Source organism: Hydrogenophaga sp., from assembly GCF_011772445.1.
GTDB lineage: Bacteria > Pseudomonadota > Gammaproteobacteria > Burkholderiales > Burkholderiaceae_C > Hydrogenophaga.
Genome location: NZ_WVZN01000025.1, coordinates 13,633 through 29,395, shown reverse-complemented (window position 1 = coordinate 29,395; position 15,763 = coordinate 13,633). Strand labels below are relative to the sequence as shown.

Below are 15,763 nucleotides of genomic sequence, written 5' to 3'. Positions count from 1 at the left end.
CCGGCTTTGCCGGGCCGCTGGTAACGCCCCCTTCAGGGGGTCGCGCAAAGCGCGGCTGGGGTGTATTCATGTTTTTCATGTCTCGCGTTTGCCCAGGAGGCCACGCGGGCGGAAGATCAGGATCAGCACCAGGAACAGGTACGGCAGGATGGGCGCCACCTGCGACAGCGTGAGCCGGATGTAGGAGTTGTTGCGCAGGCTGTCGGACAGCGGGACGCCGATCTGCTCGAACAGCGTGAGCAGCGAGTACTCGAAGGCCACCGCGAAGGTCTGGATCACGCCGATCAGCAGCGAGGCCACGAAGGCGCCCGAGAGCGAGCCCATGCCGCCGACCACCACCACCACGAAGATGACCGAGCCCACCGTGGCGGCCATGGCCGGTTCGGTGAGGAAGGTGCTCCCGCCGATGACACCGGCCAGGCCGGCCAGTGCGGAGCCCGCACCGAACACCAGCATGAACACGCGCGGCACGTTGTGGCCCAGGGCCTCCACGGCCTGCGGGTGCGTGAGCGCGGCCTGGATCACCAGGCCGATGCGGGTGCGCGTGAGCAGCAGCCAGACCGACAGCAGCATCACCACCGCCACCAGCATCATGAAGCCGCGCGTGGCGGGGAACGGCGAGCAGACCACGCGCACCGCGGCGTCGGTGGCGCTGCACAGCTCGGGCGCGGCCGCGCCCCAGACCAGGCGCAGGCCATCGAGGGAATGGTTGATGAGGGTGAAGACGGGGCCCTGCAGCAACTCCGGCGGGCGGAACTCCACGGCAATGCGGCCCCAGATGAGCTGCACCAGCTCGACGATGACGTAGGACAGGCCGAAGGTGACCAGCAGCTCGGGCACGTGGCCGTACTTGTGCACCTGGCGCAGGCACTGGCGCTCGAAGGCCGCGCCCATGAGCCCGACCACGATGGGCGCGATGACCAGCGCCGGCCAGAAGCCCACGAACTGCGCCACCGTGTAGCCCACGTAGGCGCCCAGCATGTAGAAGCTGGCGTGCGCGAAATTGAGCACGCCCATCATGCTGAAGATCAGCGTGAGCCCCGAGCTGAGCATGAACAGCAGCAGCCCGTAGCTCAGCCCGTTCAGCATCGAGATGATGAAAAACTCCATTCCCTCAGACCTTCATCGTTGAAATTGAAAGAGCCCGAAACGGCACCCCGCCTCGGGCTCCTCGGGGGAGCTCTGCTCGCTCAACCCGGGCGTTTCATCTGGCAGCTCGTGGGTGTACTCGATACGTAGTTCGGATACTCCGCCACCGGTGCCAGCGTCATGCCGGTCTTCTCGGGGCTGTAGGGGTACTTGGCGTCGGCCTTCTGCCAGACCGACATGTACAGCGGCTGCTGCAGCTGGTGGTCGGTCTTGCGCATCTGCACCTCGCCGTTGAAGCTCTTGACGCTCAGGCCTTCCATGGCGGCGGCCACTTTGACCGGATCGGTGGACTTGGCCTTGGCCATGGCCGCGCCCAGCATCTCGTAGATGCGGATGGTGGAGCCCGTGTAGAAGTCGTCGTTGTACTTCTGGTTGAACTCCTTCATCCACTTCTCCATCTGCCCACCCATGTTGTAGTGGTTGTAGGCGATCTGGTAGACGCGGCCGGCGCCGTTGGTGCCCAGCGCGGTGGGCGTGCCGGTGACACCGGCGTAGTAGGTGAAGAACTTGCCGTTGTAGCCGTTCTCGTTGGCGGCCTTGATCAGCAGCGACAGGTCGGAGCCCCAGTTGCCGGTGATCACGGTGTCGGCGCCCGCGGCCTTGATCTTGGCGATGTAGGGCGCGAAGTCGCGCGTCTGGGCCAGCGGGTGCAGGTCTTCGCCGACGAACTGGATGTCGGGGCGCTTGCGGCCGATGGTTTCCTTGGCGTACTTCACGACCTGGTGGCCGTGCGAGTAGTTCTGGTTGAGCAGGTAGATCTTCTTGATGTCCGGCTGCGTGGCGATGAAGCTGGACATGGCCTCCATCTTCATGGAGGTGTCGGCGTCGAAGCGGAAGTGCCAGTAGCTGCACTTGCTGTTGGTGAGGTCCGGGTCCACGGCCGAGTCGTTGAGGTACATGACCTCCTTGCCGGGGTTGCGCGCGTTGTGCTTTTCGACCGCGTCGGACAGCGCCAGCGCGACCGAGGAACCGTTGCCCTGGATGATGTAGCGCGCGCCCTGGTCGATGGCCGCCTTCAGCGCGTTGAGGCTTTCGGCGGGGCTGAGCTTGTTGTCGATCGCCGTGATCTCGAACTTCACGCCGGCCGGGTTGCCCTTGCCGCTGAACTTCTCGGCGAAGAACTGGTAGCCCTTGAACTGGCTCACGCCCACGGGGCCCAGCAGGCCGGTCAGGGGGTCGATGCGCACCATCTTCACGGTCTCGCCCGCCTGGGCGAAGGACGCGCCCGCGGCGGCCAGCATGGCGGCGCCGGCGAGGATCTTCACGGTCAGTTTCATGCCTTTGTCTCCTTGATGAATCCGTTGAACCACAAACCTGCGCAGGGTAAGTCGCATCGGCACCGGGGCGCTTCAGGGATTGCCCGGGCTCCTATCCCCTGGGCGACACCCCGCGCCGTCATGGTGCGGCCACGCGGGTGTCACCGAGCGACCGTCACAGCCCCGGCAGCACGTAACCCTTCAGCTGCTGGCGCAGCGTCATCTTCTGCATCTTGCCGGTGGCACCGAGCGGAATGGCCTCGACGAAGACCACGTCGTCCGGGATCTGCCACTTGGCGGTCTTGCCCTCGTAGAACTTCAGCAGTTCGTCGCGCGTGACCTCGGCGCCGGGCTTCTTCACCACCACCACGATGGGCCGTTCGTCCCACTTGGGGTGCTTCATGCCGATGCAGGCCGCCATGGCCACGGCCGGGTGCGCCATGGCGATGTTCTCCACGTCGATGGAGCTGATCCATTCGCCGCCGGACTTGATCACGTCCTTGGTGCGGTCGGTGATCTGCATGAAGCCGTCGGCGTCGATGGTGGCCACGTCGCCGGTGGGGAACCAGCCGTGGCCCTGGGCGTCGTAGCGCAGCGGGTCGCCGCCCTCGCCCTTGAAGTAGCTGGCGATGATCCAGGGCCCGCGCACCAGCAGGTCGCCATAGGCCTTGCCATCCCAGGGCAGCTCCTCGCCGGCCTCGTTCACGATCTTCATGTCCACGCCGAAGATGGCGCGGCCCTGCTTGAGGCGCACCTTGAGCTGCTCTTCGGCAGGCAAGGCCAGCTGCGCGTTCTTCAGCGTGCACACCGTGCCCAGCGGCGACATCTCGGTCATGCCCCAGGCGTGCAGCACGTCCACGCCGTACTGGTCGTTGAAGGCGTTGATCATGGCCGGCGGGCAGGCCGAGCCGCCGATCACCGTGCGCTTGAGGGTGCTGAACTTCAACCCGTTCTGCTGCAGGTGCCCCAGCAGCATCTGCCAGACCGTGGGCACGCCGGCGGCCATGGTCACGCGCTCGGCCTCGATGAGTTCGTAGACCGACTTGCCGTCCAGCGCCGGGCCCGGGAACACCAGCTTGCAGCCCACGGCCGCCGCGGAATACGGCAGGCCCCAGGCGTTGACGTGGAACATGGGCACCACGGGCAGGATGCTGTCGCGCGCCGAGCAGCCCATGGCGTCGGGCATGGCCGCACCATAAGCGTGCAGCGTGGTGGAGCGGTGCGAGTACAGCGCGGCCTTGGGGTTGCCGGTGGTGCCGCTCGTGTAGCACATGCTGGAGGCGCTGTTCTCGTCGAACTCGGGCCAGGCGTAGCTGTCCTTCTGCGCGCCGATCCAGGCCTCGTAGCTCGTGAGGCCGGGGATGCCGCTGTCGGCGGGCAGTGCAGCCTCGTCGCACAGCGCGATCCAGTGTTTCACCGTGGGGCACTTGCTCCACACGGCCTTCACCAGCGGCAGGAACGTCATGTCGAAGCACAGGGCCCGGTCCTCGGCGTGGTTGACGATCCACACCAGTTGCTCGGGGTGCAGGCGCGGGTTGAGCGTGTGCAGCACGCGGCCGGTGCCGCTGACGCCGAAATAGAGTTCCAGATGGCGGTAGCCGTTCCAGGCCAGGGTGGCCACCCGGTCACCGAAAGCCAGGCCCAGCCCGTCGAGCGCATTGGCCACCCGGCGTGAGCGGCGCGAGACCTCGGCCCAGGTCGTGCGGTGGATGTCGCCCTCGACGCGGCGCGAAACGATCTCGGTGGCGCCGTGGTGCCGCTCGGCGTGCACGATGAGGTTCGAAATGAGCAGCGGTTGGCTCTGCATCTGGCCCAGCATGTGAATGTCTCCTGTCTACCGGCAAGGGAATGGGGCGTTCATCGTAGCGGCTGAAGCGCGGTGCAGAGCCGCGTCTCCCCGAGAGAAAACCCCGACATGTCCGATCCGGGACAGGCTCAGGGCACGACGCTGATCTGCGGCACCGTCAGCGTCGCGTCGAAGCGCAGTTGCGCCGGCCAGGGTTGCCAGTTCACGCCGAGGCCGGCGTGGTTGGGGTTGCCGTGGTGCGCGAAGGCACCGAGCGTGGCCATCATGTGCGCGGACAGCGCGAGGCGGCCACTGCGGTTGGCGTTGCCGCCGATGGTGTTGGCGAACAGCGAAGGGCCGAAGTTGCCGAACAGGAACGGCAGGTCGAAGGCGTGCGCGGCGCCGTACACGGTGTTCCACGGCGCGGGCTGCTGCGCCCAGTCGAACCGGTAATACCAGACCTCAGCCTGCCGGGCCTTGAGCGTGTTCAGCACGTTGTCGCGGCTGGGCGCCATGAAGGCGGCGGACAGCTGCGCCGCGCGCGCGCTCCAGCCGGTGACCGGCGTGTTCGACGGCGTGTAGGCGGCGTCGAGGATGTCGCCCTCGGTGAGCGCCGTGGGCGCGTCGGGGTCGAAGGCTTCCATCATGTTGAAGCGCGTGGCGTCGTCGATCCGGAAGCCCGGCGGGCCGCCGAACAATGTGAGGAAGGGCGCGAAGAGCTTGCCCTCCTCGCCCGTGTTGCCCGCGAGCACGGGCACCCGGTGGTAGTGGCCGGCCGCGATGGCGGCGATCGGGTCGGTGGGCAGCACCGCGCCATCGGGAATCGGCCCCGAGCCGGTGAGCCCGTTCAGCAGCAAGGTGCTCAGCAGCGTGGCGCCGCTCTTGCCGCGCAGGTAGTCGGCGATCTGCGTGGCCGATTGCGTGCCGACCCAGGCCTGCGCGCCGGGCAAGTCGGCGGCCAGGCCGTCGGCGATGGCCAGGCGCGCGAGCAGCCCGTTGGCCTGCGTCAGGTAGGTCGAGGCGGGGTTGAGCGTGGGGATGGTGCCGGGCGGCAGGTTGCTCGCCAGGGAAATGCCACCCGACAGCGGCACCGCTTGCTGGAACAGCCCGGCGGCCAGCGGCGAGGCCATCAGCGCCCAGACGTTGATGGCACCGGCCGACTGGCCCATCAGCGTGAGCCTGTCGGCGTTGCCGCCGAAAGCCGCGGCGTTCTGGCGCACGAAGCGCAGGGCCTGCACGATGTCGAGCAGCGCGAAGTTGCCCGAGTCCTCGTCGGGGTCGGTGCCGCCCTTGAGTTGTGGCAGGTTCATGAAGCCCAGCACGCCGAGCCGGTAGTTCAGCGTCACCACCACGGTGTTGGTGTCGCGCGCCAGGGCCGCGCCGTCGTACACCGGGTCGGCCGTGTAGCCCGAGATGTTGCTGCCGCCGTGGACGAAGACGATCACCGGCAGGCCGGTGCCGCCGTTCGCCGGGCGCCACACGTTGAGCGTGAGGCAGTCTTCGCTGCCCACCGGGTTGTTCAGCGTGGTGCCGATGGTTGCGTCGTGCCGGTTGTTGGCGCCGGGGCCATAGATGCGCCCGTTCTGCAGGCAGGCGGCGCCGAAGGCGGTGGCGTCGCGGATGCCGCTCCAGGCCAGGGGCGCGGCCGGCGCCTTCCAGCGCCGCGCGCCCACCGGCGGCTGGGCGTAGGGAATGCCCTTCCAGTGGTAGGTGCCGTTGATAGCGGCGGCATCGACGCCGCGCACGCTGCCCTGGGCGAGCTGTCGGACTTCGGGCGCGGGTGGCGCAGAAGGCGTCGGTGGCTCGGCCGTGGTGCCACCACCGCACGCAGCCAGCAGCGCGAAGGCCGCGGCCATGCCCCATTTCACCGACACCGGTGTGCTTTCGAACATGTCTTGTCTCCTCGTGTTTTCGGGGTAAACAACAGCTTGCGCCGTGCACTGAAATCCCGTTGAATCCGGCTCCGCCTGGCGACACCGTCCTCGCAAAAAATTCTAGGAACGGGCGTGCCCCGCGCCGCTATCGCAACGTGGCCAATCCAGTGACTTCACAACGCCAACCCCCAGCGAAACGGACCAGCTCGGTCACCTGGGTCCGGGGCATCGCCGACATGTTTGCCTCGCAGGGGCTGGACGTGCCGCGCCTCTTCGCGGCGGCCGGCATCGACATCGCCTTGCTGCAGCAGCCCGAAGCCCGCTTCGATGCCGAGGACATCAGCCGCCTGTGGCGTCTGGCGGTGGCGTGGTCGGGCCAGCCGGCGCTGGGCATGGACCGCGAGCTCGCCACCCGCCACGTCAACTACGACATGGTGGCCTACGTGATGCTGGCCAGCCCCACGCTGCGTTGCGGCCTGGAGAGCTTCGCGCGCTACCTGGCCGTGATCTCCGACGCCGCCACCTTCGAACTCGAGCCACAAGGCACGGGGCAATGCTGGCTGGTGCTGGGTCACATCGGCAATACGCAGCCGATCCCGCGCCAGCGTCAGGAATACGGCCTGCTCGCGCTGGCCATGCTGTGCCGCTGGATCACGCGGCGCGAGGTGCAGGCGCTGGCCGCCGAGTTCATCTTTCCCGAGCCGGTGAGCGCCGAGCCCTACCAGCGCGCCTTCGGCTGCCCGGTCCGTTTCGATCGACCGGCCACGCGCCTGCTGCTCGACAACGCGGACCTGGAGACGCGCCTGCCCTCAAGTGACCCGGCGCTCCTGGACATGCACCGGCGCGTCATCGAAGCGCGCATGGTGCACCTGGGCAACGCCCGCGTCGGCCAGCGCGCCAGCGAGGCCATCATCCGCTGCCTGCACCTGGGCGAGCCCCGGCGGGAGGACATCGCCAGCGGCCTGGCCATGGCCGACCGCACGTTGCAGCGCCGCCTGCACGAAGAAGGCACGAGCTTCCAGCAGCTGCTGGACAACGCGCGGCGCGACCTGGCGCGCAAGTACCTGGCCGAACCGCGCTACGCCCTGGCGCAGGTGGCCGATCTGCTCGGCTTTGCTGACCAGAGCAATTTCTTTCGCGCGAACAAGCGCTGGTTCGGCGTGTCGCCGGGTCAGTACCGGGCCCGCCTGCTGGGCGCCGAGGCGGTGAGCGAAGCCGACTGAACCGGCGGGCCCGCGCGGCTCAGGCCACCGCGTCCACCGGCTGCACGCCGCGCTCGAACATCAGCTCCACCGTGGTGCCCTCACCCAGGATGGACTTGACGCGGATCTGCCCGCCCGCGGCCTGCATCACGCGCTGGCAGAACATCAGGCCCATGCCGTTGCCCCCGCTGGCGGCGCGGGTGGTCACCGGCTCGCGCGTGAGCCGCGCCAGCACGTCGGGCGCAATGCCCGGGCCATTGTCGATGAAGCGGATGAAGCCACGCGGCTGCCCCGGCCCCGCCACGCTGTCGACCGCCACGTGCAGGCGCGGCGAGGGGGTCTCGCGCAGCGCCAGGATGGCGTTCTTGGTGAGCGTGCACATCACCAGGTACAGCAGGTCGCGCCGCCCGGGCAGGCGGAAGTCGTGCCGCAATTCCGCCTCGACCCAGCGGCGCTCGCGGTCCTCGAACGGGTACTCGTCCAGCAACGCGCCCAGCAGGCCGGACGCGCTCACGGTCTGGGGCGCCGCGCCCGGGTAGGCGTCGCGCGCCGACTGCACGAAGGTGGCCACCAGCGACTGGCAATACAGCGCGCGCCGCTCGGCGCGCTCCAGCGCGGCCAGCAGTTCCTTCGGACCCAGGCCTTCGAAGCGCACCGTGCCCGGCGGGTCGCCCGGCTCGGGCGGGCGGTGGCGTTCGAGCACGGCCGCCACGCTGCCGCGCACCGTGGCCAGCGGCGTGTTGAGTTCGTGCGCCAGGAAACCCAGGCTTTCGCGCAGCGCGGCGGCCCGCCCCTCGTTGAGCGCGCGCTCCATCGCCTGGTGGCGGTAGAGCGACAGCGCCTCGCGCAGGGCCTCGCGGGTGGGCTCGTCCTCCAGGGGTTTCTCCAGGATGCGCAGCACCTGGCCCTGATTGACCGCCGCGATGGCGACGTCCTTTTCGGCATAGGCCGTCACCAGCAGCCGCACCAGGTAGCGGTGCTCGCGCCGCACGACCTTGAGCAGCTTCATGCCGTCCTGCTCGGGCATGCGGTAGTCGGTGATGAGCGCTGCGAAGGACTCGCCGCGATCGGCGAGGATGGTCAGCGCGTCCTCGACGCTGGCGGCGGTGGCGATCTCGAACTCGTCGCCGAAGCAACGCGAGAACCACTGGCGGGACACGGCTTCGTCGTCGACAAACAGGATGGCCTGGGCGTCAGTGCGCATTTTTCTCGTGCATGGTTGTTATTCCCCCTGGCGCCAGCGTCTGGCCGGCGCATAACCGGCGCACATTATCTGGTCCGCCGCGGGGCTGGCAATCGGTCAAGGCCCTGAAAACAGGCCGGAATACCCCCCCAGGGGACAATCCCCCACATGAACGACACCGACACCGCCACGCCGGCGGCGCTGGACCTGGCCCTGCCGTGGCGCCACCGCTTTGCCGGGCTGGGGCCGGCCTTCTTCACCGAGCTGCCCCCCACCCCGCTGCCCGAGCCCCACCTGGTGAGCCTGAACGCCCCGCTGGCGCAATCGATGGGGCTGGACCCCGAGCGCCTGCGCCAGGACGGCGCCGTGCGCGCCTTCAGCGGCTCGCTGCCGATCGAGGGCGCGAGGCCGCTGGCCACGGTGTACAGCGGGCACCAGTTCGGCGTGTGGGCCGGCCAGCTCGGCGACGGCCGCGCCCTGCTGCTGGGCGAGCTGGACACGCCCGCCGGGCCGATGGAGATCCAGTTCAAGGGCGCGGGCCGCACGCCCTACTCGCGCATGGGCGACGGCCGCGCCGTGCTGCGCAGCTCCATCCGCGAGTACCTGTGCAGCGAGGCCATGCACGGCCTGGGCATCCCGACCACGCGCGCGCTCATCGTCACGGGCTCGCCGCAGCCGGTGATCCGCGAGACGGTGGAAACCGCCTCCGTGGTCACGCGCGTGGCGCCCAGCTTCATCCGCTTCGGGCACTTCGAGCACTTCTCCGCCAACGGCCTCACGGACGAACTGCGGCGTCTGGCCGACTTCGTCATCGACGCGTTCTATCCCGCCTGCCGCGACGGCACCGGCAACCCGTACGCCCGCCTGCTGGAGGCGGTGAGCGCGCGCACCGCCGAGCTGCTGGCGCAGTGGCAGGCCGTGGGCTTCTGCCATGGGGTGATGAACACCGACAACATGAGCGTGCTGGGCCTCACCATCGACTACGGCCCCTTCCAGTTCATGGACGCCTTCAACCCGGCGCACATCTGCAACCACAGCGACCACGGCGGCCGCTACGCCTACCACCGCCAGCCCAACGTGGCCTACTGGAACCTGTTCTGCCTGGGCCAGGCCCTGCTGCCGCTGATGGACGACCAGCAGCAGGCGCTGGACGCGCTGGAGCCCTACAAGACCCTGTTCCCCGCCGCCCTCACGCGCCGCATGGGCGCCAAGCTGGGGCTGGCCGACACGCGCGAGGGCGATGCCGAACTCACCGAAGAGCTGATGCAGCTCATGGCCAGGGACGCGGTGGACTTCACCATCCTCTTTCGCCGGCTGTGCGACGCGGCGGCGGGTGCGATCGAGCCCGTGCGCGACCTGTTCCTGCAGCGCGAGGCCTTCGACGCCTGGGCCGTGCGCTGGCGCGAGCGTCTGCACGCCCAGGCTGGCTTCGACGCCGCCGCCACGGCCGCCGCCATGCGCCGGGTCAACCCGCGCATCGTGCTGCGCAACCACCTGGCGCAGATCGCCATCCAGCGCGCGCAGCAAGGCGACTTCAGCGAAGTCGACCGCCTGCTGAAAGCTTTGTCCGCGCCCTTCGACGAACGAGAAGGCGAGGAAGACCTCGCCGCCTTCCCCCCCGACTGGGCGCAGCAGATCGAGATCTCCTGCTCGTCATAGTGAAACACCCCCGCCGCGCTTCGCGCGACCCCCTCCAGGGGGCGGCGCCTGCGGCCCGGCAAAGCCGGTTCCGCGGCACCCTGGGTGAGGCCCGTGCAGGCGTAAGGCGTCAGCGTTGAACCCATGAAAGGAATGCATATGGACTTCCCCATCAAGAAAACCGACGCCGAGTGGCGCGAGATCCTGGCCGCCAAGGGCGCCGAGCGCGGCGCCTTCGAGGTCACGCGCCAGGCCCACACCGAGCGCCCCTTCACCGGCAAATACGAAGAGATCTGGGCCGATGGCAGCTACCACTGCATCTGCTGCGGCAACCACCTGTTCGACGCCGGCACCAAGTTCGACGCCGGCTGCGGCTGGCCCAGCTTCTGGAAGGCCGTGCCGGGCGCCATCACCGAAATCACCGACCGCAGCCACGGCATGGTGCGCACCGAGGTCGTGTGCAGCCGATGCGGCGCCCACCTGGGCCACGTGTTCGAGGACGGCCCCGCGCCCACCGGCCTGCGCTACTGCATGAACTCGGCCTCCCTCGAGCACCAGGGGAACTGAAGCCATGCCGAACCTGGCCGACATCAAGCTGTCCATGCTCGACCTCGTCGCGGTGCGCGAAGGCGGCACCGTGGCCGAGGCCATCGCCATCGCCACCCGCACCGCGCAGCACGCCGAGCGCCTGGGCTTCACGCGCTACTGGCTGGCCGAGCACCACAACATGAGCGGCATCGCCAGCTCGGCCACGGCCGTGCTGGTGGGCCACATCGCCGGTGCCACGCAGCGCATGCGCGTGGGCTCGGGCGGCGTCATGCTGCCCAACCACGCGCCGCTGGTGGTGGCCGAGGCCTTCGGCACGCTGGCCGAGATGTACCCGGGCCGCATCGACCTGGGCCTGGGCCGCGCGCCCGGCACCGATGGCCTGACCATGCGCGCCCTGCGCCGCGACCGGGTGGAGACCGAAGACGACTTCCCGCGCGAGGTGGCCGAGCTGGCCGCCTTCCTGGGCCCGGTGCAGCCCGGCCAGCGCGTGGTGGCGGTGCCGGGGCAGAACACGAACGTGCCGATCTGGCTGCTGGGCTCCAGCCTGTTCTCGGCCCGGCTGGCGGCGCAGCGCGGCCTGCCCTTCGCCTTCGCCTCGCACTTCGCGCCGCGCCTGCTGCTGCAGGCGCTGGAGGTGTACCGCGCCGAGTTCCGCCCCTCGGCCACGCTGGACAAGCCCTACGCCGCCATCGGCGTGCCGCTGATCGCTGCGCCCACCGACGAGGAGGCGGAGTACCTGGCCAGCAGCACCTACCAGCGGGTGCTGGGCATCCTCACCGGCCGGCGCGGGCAACTGCCGCCGCCGGTGGAGGGCTTCGTGGCCTCGCTGGCGCCGCACGAGCGCCAGGGCATCGCCGATTTCCTGGCCGCCGCCGTCATCGGCAGCCCCGACACGGTGCGCGCCGGCCTGCAGCGCCTGGCCGACCTGACCGAGGCCGACGAGTTCATCCTGGTCAGCGACGTGTTCGACCCGGCGCTTCGCCTGCGCTCGCTGGACATCGCGGCGGCGGTGATGCGCGAGGGCGCGCCCGCCGCCGTCTGAGCGAGCGGCTCAGCGCCCGCGCACCATCGCCATCACCTGCCCCGCGTCCAGCGTCGCCGCCTTCTGCTGGATCTGCGGCAGGTACTGCGCCTGCATCTGCCTGGCCGGGCCCAGCAGGTCCTGGAAGCTTTGCTTGAGCAGCGCCGTGCTCATCTGCCGACCGCTGGCGTAGTAGCGCTTGGCCACCTGCCCCAGGGCGTAGGTGGTGGCAAAGGAGAACGCCATGCCGGTGGCCGCCCGTCCCACGCCGCCGATGGTGCGCCCCGCCGCCTTGCCCAGCAGGCCGCCGATCAGCTTGCGGCCGAACTGCTCGAGGTACTGCGAGGTCAGCCCCACGCCCACCGCCGCGATGAACTCGCGGATGTGGCCCTGGTCCAGCTCCACGCCGTGCGCCTGGCCGATCTCGTAGACCATCTTCACCTGCAGCGGAATGATCGCCATCGAGGCCCAGGACTGCGGCAACAGCTCCAGCGCGCCGTTGAGCAGCGAATAGTTGAGGATGGACTTGTCCAGCGCAGCTCCGTCGGGCCCGCGCACCTCGGTGGCGGCCGGCGCGGCGGTTGCGGGCGTGGCAGCCACGGCCACGGGCACCGCCACGCTCGCCGCCTCCACCAGCTCGCCCTCCACCTTCTCGAAGGCCGCCGACTCGGCCGCGTCGGGCTTCAGGCGGGCCTTCAGATCGGCCAGGAAGGCCGTCTCGGCCGGCGAACGGGCGCCGTCGGCGTCGCACACGCACACCGCCATTTCGTAGGCCAGCTCGCGCTGCCCCGGGTCGCTGAGCCGGGCCACGCTGGCGGCCAGGTCCACGCGCTTGAGCAGAACATCCTGATACACCTTGGCCAGCCCGTTGGCGCCGGCCTCGGCGCCCAGCGATTCGGCGATGCCGCGGATGCTTTCCCGCTCGGTGTCGGCCTTGTCGCCGTCGGCCAGGGCGGCCATGAGGGCGATGGTGAGGACGGCTTGCTGTTCTTGGGGGTTCATGGAATCTCCATCGGGTTGTCACACGGCGCCCGGCGCGAAAAGCGCCCTGACATCGGAGCCGGCAAGCCCCGCCGCGGTTCCCTGACACAGTGTCCACGGATAATCGCGCCCATGCGCCTGCTCCTCGACTTCCTTCCGATCCTGCTCTTCTTCGCCGCCTACAAGCTGCAGGGCATCTACCTCGCCACCGGCGTGCTCATGGCCGCCACCGTGGTACAGACCGGCATCGTCTACGCACTCGACCGCAAGCTGCAGAACATCCACAAGATCACGCTGGTGCTGGTGCTGGTGTTCGGTGTGCTCACCCTGGTGCTGCAGGACGAGCGCTTCATCAAATGGAAACCCACCGTGCTGTACTTCGGCATGGCCGTGGTGCTGGCCGCCGCGCTGTGGGGCTGGAAGAAGAACTTCCTGCAGATGCTGCTGGGCACGCAGCTGAGCCTGCCCGAGGCCGTGTGGGCGCGCCTCACCGTGGCCTGGGTCGGCTACTTCCTCTTCATGGCGGCCATCAACGCCTGGTTCGCCGCCTACCAGACCACCGAAGAATGGGTGAACTTCAAGCTCTGGGGCTACGTCTTCCCGGTGGCCTTCATCGTCGCGCAGGGCCTGTACATCGCGCGGCACATCAAGGACGACGAACCCCGCTCGGAAGCATGAACGCCCAGGCCATCCCCACCGCCGCGGCGCTCGAGGCGCGGCTGCGCGACACCCTCTCGCCGACCTCGCTGGAGGTCATCGACGAAAGCGCCGCGCACGCGGGCCACGCGGGTGCCAACGGGCTCGGTTACGGCACGCATTTCCGGGTGCGCATCGCGGCCCCGGCCTTCGCCGGGCTGGGCCGCGTGGCGCAGCATCGCCTTGTGTATGATGCCCTGCGCCAATTCACGGACGCCGGGCTGCACGCCCTGGCCATCGAGATCCAGCGCTGACGCAGCCCCCGACTACCTTCTGTCACATCCCCCCGCGAACCGTCGTGGGCGCGGCGGCTCCAACACCTTTCCAACTCCGAGGATTTCCATGAAAGTCACCCTCACGGCACTGACCGCGGCGGTCTTGATGGCCACCGCCCCCTGGGCGGCCGCGCAGAACGTGGCCATCGTCAACGGCAAACCCGTGCCCACCGCGCGCGTTGACGCCCTGGTGCAGCAGATCGAGGCCAGTGGCCGCCCTGTCGACGACACGGTCCGCGCCCAGATCAAGGAAGAGGTCGTGCTGCGCGAGATCTTCATGCAGGAGGCGCAGAAGCAGGGCGTGGCCAACAGCCCCGAGTTCAAGAACCAGATGGAACTGGCCCGCCAGACCATCATGATCCGCGCCCTCTTCGCGGACTACCAGAAGAAGAACCCCGTGACCGACGCCGAGGTCAAGGCCGAGTACGACAAGTTCGCGGCCGCCAGCGCCGGCAAGGAATACAAGGCGCGCCACATCCTGGTCGAGAAGGAAGACGAGGCCAAGGCCATCATCGCCAACCTCAAGAAGGGCGCCAAGTTCGAGGACATCGCCAAGAAGCAGTCCAAGGACCCGGGTTCCGGCGCCAACGGCGGCGACCTGGATTGGGCCCCCGCGGCCAGCTACGTGCCCGAGTTCTCGCAGGCCATGGTCAAGCTGGAAAAGGGCCAGCTGTCCGACGCCCCGGTGCAGAGCCAGTTCGGCTGGCACGTGATCCGCGTGGACGACATTCGCGAGGCGCAACTGCCCAGCCTGGACGAACTCAAGCCGCAGATCACCCAGCAGATCACGCAGCAGAAGATGCAGCAGTACCAGCAGGGACTGCGCGACAAGGCCAAGGTGCAGTAAGCCCTGCCCTGCCGATTTCCACAAAAAAAGCGCGGCCAGGCCGCGCTTTTTTGTGCGCGCCGCGCGCTCAGAGCACCTTGCAGGCCTCGTCGAAGTCCAGGCGCGGGTTGCGATTGAACAGCTTGCTGTCGTCGCCGTGGCCGAGGTTGATCAGGAAGTTGGTCTTCCAGCGGCCATCGGGGAAGAACTCGGCGTCCACCTTGGCGATGTCGAAGCCGCTCATGGGCCCACAGTCCAGCCCCAGCGCCCGCGCCGCGATGATGAAGTAGGCCCCGCCCAGGGTGCCGTTGCGCGTGGCCGTGCCGCTGGCCAGGCCGGCGTTGGCCTCGAAGTTCTCCTTGGCGCCCTCGCGGTGCCACACGCGGGGCATGTACTCGTAGAACTTCGTGTCGGTGGCCACGATCACCGTCACCGGCGCGGTGCGCGTCTTGTCCAGGTTGCCCGGCGACATGGCCGGCAGCAGGCGCTCGCGCGCTTCCTTCGACTGCAGGAACACGTAGCGCGTGGGCTGGGTGTTCATCGAGGTGGGGCCGAGCGCGGCCAGCTCGTACACCTGCTTGAGCAGGTCCATGGACACGGGCTGGTCGAGGAACCCGTTGGCCGTGCGGGCCTGGCGAAAGATGGTGTCGATGGCAGCGGGGTCGAGCGGGGTCACGGAGGGATGTCCTTTCGGTTCGGAAGTCAAAGAGGCAGGTAATCGACCTGGTGGCGAGCGATGCGCAGGCCTTCGAGCTGCTGGCGCACGCGCAGGTGTTCGGGGTGGATGGCGTAGTCCGCGAGGGCCTGTGCCGTTTCGAACTCGGAATACAGCACCACATCGCAGGCGTAGTCGACGCGGCTGATGTCCACGCCGATCTCCAGCGCGAGCATGCCCGGGATGCGCCCGCGCATGCCTTCGAAGGCTTCCTTCAGGCGCTGCGTGTTGCGCGCTTTCTCCTCGGCCGTGTCGCCGAGGATGTTCCACATCACGATGTGCTTGACGGTGGCCATCGGATCCTCAGGCGCTGGGTGGGAAACCCGCCTTCTGCGGCCACAGGTTCTGGAAGGCGTACACCGAGACGCTGGCGTACAGCCCGGCCTTCGTGAACGGCTCGCTCGCCTGCCACTGCAGCGCGGCCTCGCGGCTGTCGAAGTCGATGGCGAGCACGCTGCCCACCATGGTGCTGCCGTCGTCGGCCAGCAGGGGGCCGGCGAATGCGATGCGATCGGCCATGGCACCGAGGTAGGCCTTGTGCTCGGGGCGCAGGCGCTGGCGCAGTTCCAGGCCGCCGGGTTTGTCGAGGAGGTGGAAGACGTAGATCATGGG

Annotated in this window: 16 protein-coding genes; 7 read left to right on the top strand and 9 right to left on the bottom strand. The window is 68.9% G+C overall.

Going from position 1 to position 15,763, the window contains the following annotated elements; all coding sequences use genetic code 11:
• Positions 1-75: 75 nt before the first annotated feature.
• From GTO19_RS11240 to GTO19_RS11225, 4 genes are all read right to left on the bottom strand, one after another.
• Entirely contained in the window at positions 76-1,110 is a 1,035-nt protein-coding gene (locus GTO19_RS11240) for a branched-chain amino acid ABC transporter permease (protein WP_291022217.1), read from the bottom strand.
• A gap of 80 nt (positions 1,111-1,190) precedes the next feature.
• Positions 1,191-2,426, bottom strand: a complete 1,236-nt coding sequence (locus GTO19_RS11235) for a branched-chain amino acid ABC transporter substrate-binding protein (RefSeq protein ID WP_288254792.1) — start codon at positions 2,424-2,426, stop codon at positions 1,191-1,193.
• Between the two features lie 154 nt (positions 2,427-2,580).
• Positions 2,581-4,224: a 3-(methylthio)propionyl-CoA ligase gene (locus tag GTO19_RS11230; protein WP_291022213.1), complete on the bottom strand. Its 1,644-nt coding sequence runs from the start codon at positions 4,222-4,224 to the stop codon at positions 2,581-2,583.
• A gap of 116 nt (positions 4,225-4,340) precedes the next feature.
• Complete coding sequence (locus GTO19_RS11225) at positions 4,341-6,083, bottom strand: carboxylesterase family protein (RefSeq protein WP_291022211.1); 1,743 nt, start codon at positions 6,081-6,083, stop codon at positions 4,341-4,343.
• Between the two features lie 218 nt (positions 6,084-6,301).
• On the opposite strand from GTO19_RS11225, the gene GTO19_RS11220 reads away from it, so the two are divergent.
• Positions 6,302-7,288 (top strand): AraC family transcriptional regulator, encoded by a 987-nt coding sequence (locus tag GTO19_RS11220; RefSeq protein ID WP_291022209.1) that lies wholly within the window; start codon positions 6,302-6,304, stop codon positions 7,286-7,288.
• A 19-nt stretch (positions 7,289-7,307) separates the two neighbouring features.
• Here the strand turns inward: GTO19_RS11220 and GTO19_RS11215 are convergent, their stop codons facing one another.
• A complete protein-coding gene (locus GTO19_RS11215; RefSeq protein ID WP_291022207.1) occupies positions 7,308-8,471 on the bottom strand; it encodes a hybrid sensor histidine kinase/response regulator in 1,164 nt (387 codons plus the stop codon).
• 147 nt (positions 8,472-8,618) lie between these two features.
• Between GTO19_RS11215 and GTO19_RS11210 the strand changes: the two genes are divergently transcribed.
• From GTO19_RS11210 to GTO19_RS11200, 3 genes are all read left to right on the top strand, one after another.
• The gene (locus tag GTO19_RS11210; protein ID WP_291022205.1) at positions 8,619-10,109 is read left to right on the top strand and encodes a YdiU family protein; all 1,491 of its coding nucleotides are present in this window, start codon (positions 8,619-8,621) and stop codon (positions 10,107-10,109) included.
• A 138-nt stretch (positions 10,110-10,247) separates the two neighbouring features.
• On the top strand, positions 10,248-10,655 hold the full coding sequence (msrB, locus tag GTO19_RS11205) for a peptide-methionine (R)-S-oxide reductase MsrB (protein WP_291022203.1): 408 nt from the start codon (positions 10,248-10,250) through the stop codon (positions 10,653-10,655).
• A 4-nt stretch (positions 10,656-10,659) separates the two neighbouring features.
• Positions 10,660-11,679, top strand: a complete 1,020-nt coding sequence (locus tag GTO19_RS11200; RefSeq protein WP_291022201.1) for an LLM class flavin-dependent oxidoreductase — start codon at positions 10,660-10,662, stop codon at positions 11,677-11,679.
• A gap of 9 nt (positions 11,680-11,688) precedes the next feature.
• On the opposite strand, the gene GTO19_RS11195 is transcribed toward GTO19_RS11200, so the two are convergent.
• Positions 11,689-12,660: a DUF533 domain-containing protein gene (locus GTO19_RS11195; protein WP_291022199.1), complete on the bottom strand. Its 972-nt coding sequence runs from the start codon at positions 12,658-12,660 to the stop codon at positions 11,689-11,691.
• Positions 12,661-12,771: 111 nt separating this feature from the next.
• Between GTO19_RS11195 and GTO19_RS11190 the strand changes: the two genes are divergently transcribed.
• The 3 genes from GTO19_RS11190 (at position 12,772) to GTO19_RS11180 (ending at position 14,457) form a co-directional block, all read left to right on the top strand.
• Positions 12,772-13,317 carry a septation protein A gene (locus tag GTO19_RS11190; protein ID WP_291022197.1) on the top strand — a complete coding sequence of 182 codons (546 nt, stop codon included), beginning with the start codon at positions 12,772-12,774 and terminating at the stop codon, positions 13,315-13,317.
• Positions 13,314-13,589 carry a BolA family transcriptional regulator gene (locus tag GTO19_RS11185; protein WP_291022195.1) on the top strand — a complete coding sequence of 92 codons (276 nt, stop codon included), beginning with the start codon at positions 13,314-13,316 and terminating at the stop codon, positions 13,587-13,589. The genes GTO19_RS11190 and GTO19_RS11185 overlap by 4 nt, the downstream gene beginning before the upstream one ends.
• An 88-nt stretch (positions 13,590-13,677) precedes the next feature.
• Complete coding sequence (locus tag GTO19_RS11180) at positions 13,678-14,457, top strand: peptidylprolyl isomerase (protein WP_291022193.1); 780 nt, start codon at positions 13,678-13,680, stop codon at positions 14,455-14,457.
• Between the two features lie 67 nt (positions 14,458-14,524).
• Here the strand turns inward: GTO19_RS11180 and GTO19_RS11175 are convergent, their stop codons facing one another.
• The 3 genes from GTO19_RS11175 to GTO19_RS11165 are packed head-to-tail and all read right to left on the bottom strand — an operon-like array spanning position 14,525 to position 15,760.
• Positions 14,525-15,112 (bottom strand): malonic semialdehyde reductase, encoded by a 588-nt coding sequence (locus GTO19_RS11175; RefSeq protein WP_291022192.1) that lies wholly within the window; start codon positions 15,110-15,112, stop codon positions 14,525-14,527.
• Between the two features lie 26 nt (positions 15,113-15,138).
• Entirely contained in the window at positions 15,139-15,447 is a 309-nt protein-coding gene (locus GTO19_RS11170) for a Dabb family protein (RefSeq protein ID WP_291022190.1), read from the bottom strand.
• Between the two features lie 7 nt (positions 15,448-15,454).
• Positions 15,455-15,760, bottom strand: a complete 306-nt coding sequence (locus GTO19_RS11165; protein WP_291022188.1) for a YciI family protein — start codon at positions 15,758-15,760, stop codon at positions 15,455-15,457.
• Between the last annotated feature and the right edge of the window lie 3 nt (positions 15,761-15,763).

Coding starts and splice junctions, on each gene's coding strand:
- GTO19_RS11240 (WP_291022217.1), bottom strand. CDS start 1,110: ATGGAGTTTTTCATCATCTCGATGCTGAACGGGCTGAGCTACGGGCTG.
- GTO19_RS11235 (WP_288254792.1), bottom strand. CDS start 2,426: ATGAAACTGACCGTGAAGATCCTCGCCGGCGCCGCCATGCTGGCCGCC.
- GTO19_RS11230 (WP_291022213.1), bottom strand. CDS start 4,224: ATGCTGGGCCAGATGCAGAGCCAACCGCTGCTCATTTCGAACCTCATC.
- GTO19_RS11225 (WP_291022211.1), bottom strand. CDS start 6,083: ATGTTCGAAAGCACACCGGTGTCGGTGAAATGGGGCATGGCCGCGGCC.
- GTO19_RS11220 (WP_291022209.1), top strand. CDS start 6,302: ATGTTTGCCTCGCAGGGGCTGGACGTGCCGCGCCTCTTCGCGGCGGCC.
- GTO19_RS11215 (WP_291022207.1), bottom strand. CDS start 8,471: ATGCGCACTGACGCCCAGGCCATCCTGTTTGTCGACGACGAAGCCGTG.
- GTO19_RS11210 (WP_291022205.1), top strand. CDS start 8,619: ATGAACGACACCGACACCGCCACGCCGGCGGCGCTGGACCTGGCCCTG.
- msrB (WP_291022203.1), top strand. CDS start 10,248: ATGGACTTCCCCATCAAGAAAACCGACGCCGAGTGGCGCGAGATCCTG.
- GTO19_RS11200 (WP_291022201.1), top strand. CDS start 10,660: ATGCCGAACCTGGCCGACATCAAGCTGTCCATGCTCGACCTCGTCGCG.
- GTO19_RS11195 (WP_291022199.1), bottom strand. CDS start 12,660: ATGAACCCCCAAGAACAGCAAGCCGTCCTCACCATCGCCCTCATGGCC.
- GTO19_RS11190 (WP_291022197.1), top strand. CDS start 12,772: ATGCGCCTGCTCCTCGACTTCCTTCCGATCCTGCTCTTCTTCGCCGCC.
- GTO19_RS11185 (WP_291022195.1), top strand. CDS start 13,314: ATGAACGCCCAGGCCATCCCCACCGCCGCGGCGCTCGAGGCGCGGCTG.
- GTO19_RS11180 (WP_291022193.1), top strand. CDS start 13,678: ATGAAAGTCACCCTCACGGCACTGACCGCGGCGGTCTTGATGGCCACC.
- GTO19_RS11170 (WP_291022190.1), bottom strand. CDS start 15,447: ATGGCCACCGTCAAGCACATCGTGATGTGGAACATCCTCGGCGACACG.
- GTO19_RS11165 (WP_291022188.1), bottom strand. CDS start 15,760: ATGATCTACGTCTTCCACCTCCTCGACAAACCCGGCGGCCTGGAACTG.